The 5,182-nt window shown below is 70.0% G+C and carries 6 protein-coding genes and 1 pseudogene; 3 read left to right on the top strand and 4 right to left on the bottom strand.

Translation table 11 applies throughout. The features are described from left to right. From C1J01_RS51695 to C1J01_RS45995, 3 genes and pseudogenes are all read right to left on the bottom strand, one after another. A pseudogene (locus C1J01_RS51695) lies at positions 1-221 on the bottom strand (hypothetical protein); the annotation flags it as partial. Positions 222-320: 99 nt separating this feature from the next. Then, a complete protein-coding gene (locus C1J01_RS46000) occupies positions 321-1,358 on the bottom strand; it encodes a hypothetical protein (RefSeq protein WP_146615989.1) in 1,038 nt (345 codons plus the stop codon). A 24-nt stretch (positions 1,359-1,382) separates the two neighbouring features. Next, positions 1,383-2,063 (bottom strand): CAP domain-containing protein, encoded by a 681-nt coding sequence (locus C1J01_RS45995; RefSeq protein WP_181449332.1) that lies wholly within the window; start codon positions 2,061-2,063, stop codon positions 1,383-1,385. 369 nt (positions 2,064-2,432) lie between these two features. Here C1J01_RS45995 and rplM point away from each other — a divergent pair, with 369 nt between their 5' ends. The 3 genes from rplM to glmM are packed head-to-tail and all read left to right on the top strand — an operon-like array spanning position 2,433 to position 4,772. Further along, the gene (rplM, locus tag C1J01_RS45990) at positions 2,433-2,876 is read left to right on the top strand and encodes a 50S ribosomal protein L13 (RefSeq protein ID WP_111185306.1); all 444 of its coding nucleotides are present in this window, start codon (positions 2,433-2,435) and stop codon (positions 2,874-2,876) included. A gap of 26 nt (positions 2,877-2,902) precedes the next feature. Then, positions 2,903-3,424, top strand: a complete 522-nt coding sequence (gene rpsI / locus C1J01_RS45985; RefSeq protein ID WP_111185305.1) for a 30S ribosomal protein S9 — start codon at positions 2,903-2,905, stop codon at positions 3,422-3,424. A 1-nt stretch (position 3,425) separates the two neighbouring features. Continuing rightward, positions 3,426-4,772 (top strand): phosphoglucosamine mutase, encoded by a 1,347-nt coding sequence (gene glmM, locus C1J01_RS45980; RefSeq protein WP_111185304.1) that lies wholly within the window; start codon positions 3,426-3,428, stop codon positions 4,770-4,772. A 52-nt stretch (positions 4,773-4,824) separates the two neighbouring features. On the opposite strand, the gene C1J01_RS50720 is transcribed toward glmM, so the two are convergent. Continuing rightward, the coding region (locus tag C1J01_RS50720) for a hypothetical protein (RefSeq protein WP_220040453.1) at positions 4,825-5,182 on the bottom strand (358 nt) is incomplete at its 5' end.

Here is a 5,182-nt window from a genome sequence, read left to right as displayed (position 1 = left end):
GGGTCGGTGTGCCAGTCGTACGGGGCGGCGTCGGCGTCGGCCACCTCCCACGGCGGGGCGGCAGGGCGCGGCTCGGCCTCCGCCGCCCGGTGGGATGGAGGGAACGCCGGTGGTACGTCTTGCCCGTCGGTCTGGCCGAAGCTCGGCGGTGGCGTCGCGGGTGCGGCCGAGCCGCCGGCCGCCCTGCGATCGTGCTCAGACCCGGGTTCCTGGCCACGCATAGCTGGAGCCTAGCGAGCGGAGCGAGATCGTTAGGCCGGTATGGATGTTCCCAGAAGCATCAGGAGACCCGTTTGGGAGCTTTGGTCACACAAAGCGATTCAGGTCAGCGGGCTCCCCGTCAGCGTCCGGTTGTCCAGGGCCTTGAACACCGTGGCCTTGGTGATGTCGTCGATGGCCTCGCTGATGCGCTTGGAGCCCTTGGAGTCGGGCTTCGTGCCGTCCTTGTTCTGGAACCAGACGAGGACCGCGTAGTGGCCGTACGTCGAGATCTTGGCGCCGCCGCTCCCCGAGCCGAGGAACTTGGTGACGCTGTCCTTGCCGGCGAGCGGCTTGACGTAGTTCTCGGTGTTGCCGGACTTGGCGACCTTGCCGGCCAGCTTGCTCGACTGGAGGTTGGCCACGCCGACCGTGCCGATCACCTTGCCGTCCTTGTCGCGGAAGCTGGCCCGGACGAACTGGGTGCACTTGGCGTCTTTGAGCGCCTTCTGGAGCTTGTCGCCCAGGGCGCCGTCGGTGCACTTCTTGTCCTTGCTGGTAACCGTCATCTCGTAGCCGCGGTCGGAGACGGAGAACTTCTTCTTCGTGCCGAAGAGCTCCTTGACCGTGATCGGCTCCGGGTCGGTCTTGCGGTCTTCGGCGAAGCCGTACTTGCCGGGCGGGACCGACGGCATCGGCGCGGCGGTCTGGCGCACCGCGGTGGTCCCCTGCGGGGTGGGAGCGTCGGCGTTGAACATCATGGCCAGGCCGCCGCCGAACAGCCCGAGCACCGCCACTCCGCCGATCGCGAACCACAGCGGGGCGCGTGAGCGCGGCCCCTCGTCGTACGGGCTCCACCCGATCCGGCTCTGCGGAGCCGGCGCGGACGCCTCGCGGTCGCCGGACGCGATCGTGTCGGTCCCGCCGCCGAAACCGGCGTCGGGCTCGATGCCGAAGCCGGTGTCGGTGTCGGTGTCGAGCTCGGCGGCGCGCTGCTTGCGGGCGCGGCGGGACTTGCGGCCCTCCGGCGCGGGGCCCGGCTGCTCCTGCTGCTGAGGGGGAGGGCCGCCGGCGTTCCTGGGGGCGGGCGCCATCCCGTAGGGGGCGCCGCCGAACGGGGAGCCGCCCATGCCGTTTTCACGTTGCTCGGGAAAACCCATGCGGCGACATTACCGTGATGTACGTCAGACGGTTCCGAAGTCCTGAGTCCACCACGGGCCTCCGGGGCCGGAGGCGACGCCCACGCCGATGGCCTTCAGACCGCAGTCGAGGATGTTCTTGCGGTGCTCGCGGCTGTCCATCCAGCCGCGTACGGCCTCTTCGGGGGTGTCGTATCCGGCGCCGATGTTCTCCGCGGCGCCCCAGCGGTAGCCCGCGCGCTCCATCCGGACCCAGGGCGACGCGCCGTCGGGGGAGTTGTGCGAGAGCAGCCCCGTACGGGCCATCTCCACCGCGTGCGCACGGGCGGAGCGGGTGAGACCGTCGTCCACCCGCAGCGGCCGGCAGCCGTGCCGGGACCGCGCGGCGTTGGTGAGCGTGACGACTCTCCTGGCCATGGTGGCGAGCACCCGTACGCCGCTCCGCTCGGAGCGCAGCACCGGGTCGTCGGGGGCGTTGAAGCCGTGCACCCGGTTCTCGGGGCTCTTGGACGCCTTGGGGGCGGCGCGCTCGGGCCGGCCGGGTGTGGTCTGCCGGGGGATCATCTCGACCTGCGGCCGGGCGTTCTTCGGCGGCGCGGAGGTGGTCGTGGCGGCCGCGGGCGGGACCGTTTCCTGCAGGTAGACGTGGCGCGCGGGCTCGGTCTCGTCGCTGAGCCGGCCGATCAGCACACCCGTGAACAGCACGGCCGTGAGGCAGGCCAGCACGCCCAGATGACTCCGGCGCCGAGGGCCCCGCTGGGATGGCCGGGTGTGAGAGCTCTGCCACATACCGACGCCAACGATAGGGATGTCGGGTGATGGGAAAGAAGGGGACCCAGGGAAACGAAATCGAACCGTTCTGCGATCAGGTAGAATCGGGCGAGGTTACCGGTCTTTTGACCAGCACGCCTTAGGGCAGGTAGCCTCTCGTTCGTTGTGTGCATAGGTCCGCGTGACCAATGCGCGGCGCGTCCGGCGTCATCTCCCGTGCTGAGGAGACGGAAGGTCCGGGCCGTCGTGTGCCCGCACCGACCGACCCATGTAGCTGTCGCATCCGACAGCGCCGAAGACGCGAGCATAAAGAAGGCTACGACCGTGCGCACGTACTCACCGAAGCCCGCCGACGTCCAGCGTCAGTGGTACGTCATCGACGCGACCGATGTCGTGCTGGGCCGGCTGGCCAGCCACGTCGCGACCCTGCTCCGCGGCAAGCACAAGCCGATCTTCGCCAACCACGTCGACACGGGTGACTTCGTCATCGTCATCAACGCGGACAAGATCGCGCTCAGTGGCAACAAGCTTGAGCAGAAGAGGGCGTACCGCCACTCGGGCTACCCGGGCGGTCTGCGTTCCGTCTCGTACGGCGAGCTCATGGAGAAGCGGCCGGACAAGGCCGTCGAGAAGGCCGTCAAGGGCATGCTTCCGAAGAACTCCCTCGGCCGGAAGATGGCCAAGAAGCTGAAGGTCTACGCGGGTCCCGAGCACCCGCACCAGGCCCAGCAGCCGGTGCCGTTCCAGATCACCCAGATCGCCCAGTAGTAGTTCGAAAGATTTAGAGGAGAACCGTGGCTGAGCCCACCGGTGTCGAGACGCCCGTCGAGGCCGAGCTGGAGGACTTCTCCGGCGAGGACTTCCCGTCCGAGTACACCACCGAGTCCGCCGCCAGCGCCGACGCTCCCGTGCGCAAGCCCGTCACCACGGGCAACTCGTACGGTACCGGCCGCCGCAAGGAGGCGATCGCCCGTGTGCGCATCGTCCCCGGCACCGGCAAGTGGACGATCAACGGTCGCCCGCTGGACACGTACTTCCCGAACAAGGTTCACCAGCAGATCGTCAACGAGCCGTTCGTCGTGCTCGGCGCCGAGGAGGCGTTCGACGTCATCGCGCGCATCGACGGCGGCGGCGTGACCGGCCAGGCCGGCGCGCTGCGCATGGGCCTGTCCCGCGCCCTGGCGATCCTGGACGTCGAGGTCAACCGGCCGCCGCTGAAGAAGGCCGGCTTCCTCACCCGTGACGCCCGCGCCACGGAGCGGAAGAAGTACGGCCTCAAGAAGGCCCGCAAGGCTCCGCAGTACAGCAAGCGCTAAATTGGGGCGCCTTTTCGGCACCGACGGGGTACGTGGGGTCGCGGGCCGCGACCTCACCGCGGAGCTCGCCATGGACCTGTCCGTGGCGGCCGCTCACGTCCTCGGCGATGCAGGCGCTTTCGCCGCCACCGGGCGCCGTCCGGTGGCGGTCGTGGGCCGGGACCCGCGTGCCTCGGGAGAGTTTCTCGAGGCCGCCGTGGTCGCCGGCCTTGCGGCGTCCGGTGTGGACGTGCTGCGTCTCGGCGTGCTGCCCACCCCGGCCGTCGCCCACCTGACCGCCGCGCTCGGCGCCGACCTCGGCGTGATGTTGTCCGCGTCGCACAACCCGGCGCCCGACAACGGCATCAAGTTCCTGGCGCGCGGCGGCTTCAAGCTGTCCGACGCGGTCGAGGACGAGATCGAGCGGCGGCTGGGCGAGCAGTGGAGCTTCCCGGTCGGCTCCGGCGTGGGCCGCGTACGCGACGCCTACGGTGAGGCCGACCGTTACATCTCCCATGTGATCACCACGGTGGACGCCTCGCTCGACGGGCTCAACATCGTGGTCGACTGCGCCCACGGCGCCGCCCACATGGTGGCCCCGGAGGCGCTGCTGCGCGCGGGAGCCAGGGTCGAGGCCATCGGCGCCCGTCCTGACGGCCTCAACATCAACGCGGGCCACGGCTCGACCCACCTGGACAAACTCCAGCAGGTCGTCATCTCGCGCGGGGCCGACCTCGGCGTGGCCTACGACGGCGACGCCGACCGCTGCCTGGCGGTCGACCACACGGGCGCCATCATCGACGGCGACCACATCATGGCGATCCTGGCCGTCGCCATGCACCGCGAGGGCCGGCTGGCCAAGGACACCGTGGTCGCGACCGTGATGTCCAACCTGGGCTTCAAGCTGGCGATGCGCGACGCGGGCATCACCGTGGTGGAGACCGCGGTGGGCGACCGCTACGTGCTCGAACGGATGAAGTCCGACGGCTACAACCTGGGCGGCGAACAGTCGGGCCACGTCATCATGCTCGACCACGCCACCACCGGTGACGGCCTGCTCACCTCGCTCCACCTGCTGGGCGTGGTGGCCAAGTCGGGCGTGACACTGAAGGAGCTGGCCTCGGTGATGACGCCGCTGCCGCAGATCCTGATCAACGTCAAGGACGTCGACAAGGGCAAGGCCTCGGTGCCGGAGCTCGTCGCCGCCGTCGCGGAGGCGGAGGCGGAGCTGGGCGAGACGGGCCGCGTCCTGATCCGGCCGAGCGGCACGGAGCCGATGATCCGGGTCATGGTCGAGGCCGCGTCGGAGGAACACGCCACGCAGGTGGCCGACCGCCTCGCCGACGTCGTCCGCAAGGCCTGCGTCTGAGTTCTCTCGCCATCGGGTACGACGCCTTGCCGCGTCGTACCCGATGGCGTGTTCACAGGAGGCTCTGCCGTTCCGGCAGCTCGATGACGCCGAGGGCCGCCAGCAGCATCGCCCCGGCCAGGACGGCGAGGATCGCCCAGGTCACGGGATGTCCGAGGTTGAGCGTCCAGCTCTGGCCGAAACGGGCGTGGAGCACGAGGGCCGGGTCGTGGCGGTTGGCGTAGACGGTGCCGGCGAGGAACCAGTGCCGGTCGTCGTCGCGCTGGACGACCCCGGAATCCTCTTCTTCCTCCCCTGACAGGGCGGGCAACCGGTGACCGCCATGGCCGGCGCGTGTCGCCCAGACGACCGACCCGATGACGGGCGCGGCGAGCGGGAGGTAGGTGGCCACGGCCAGGGCGGTGGTGGGC

The sequence above is a fragment of the Nonomuraea aridisoli genome, from assembly GCF_003236395.1.
Taxonomy (GTDB): Bacteria; Actinomycetota; Actinomycetes; order Streptosporangiales; family Streptosporangiaceae; genus Nonomuraea; species Nonomuraea aridisoli.
This window is presented reverse-complemented; position numbering and strand designations above follow the sequence as displayed.

Bases quoted from the DNA above. Each gene is read 5' to 3' on its own strand.
- C1J01_RS46000 (WP_146615989.1), bottom strand. From the start codon at position 1,358: ATGGGTTTTCCCGAGCAACGTGAAAACGGCATGGGCGGCTCCCCGTTC.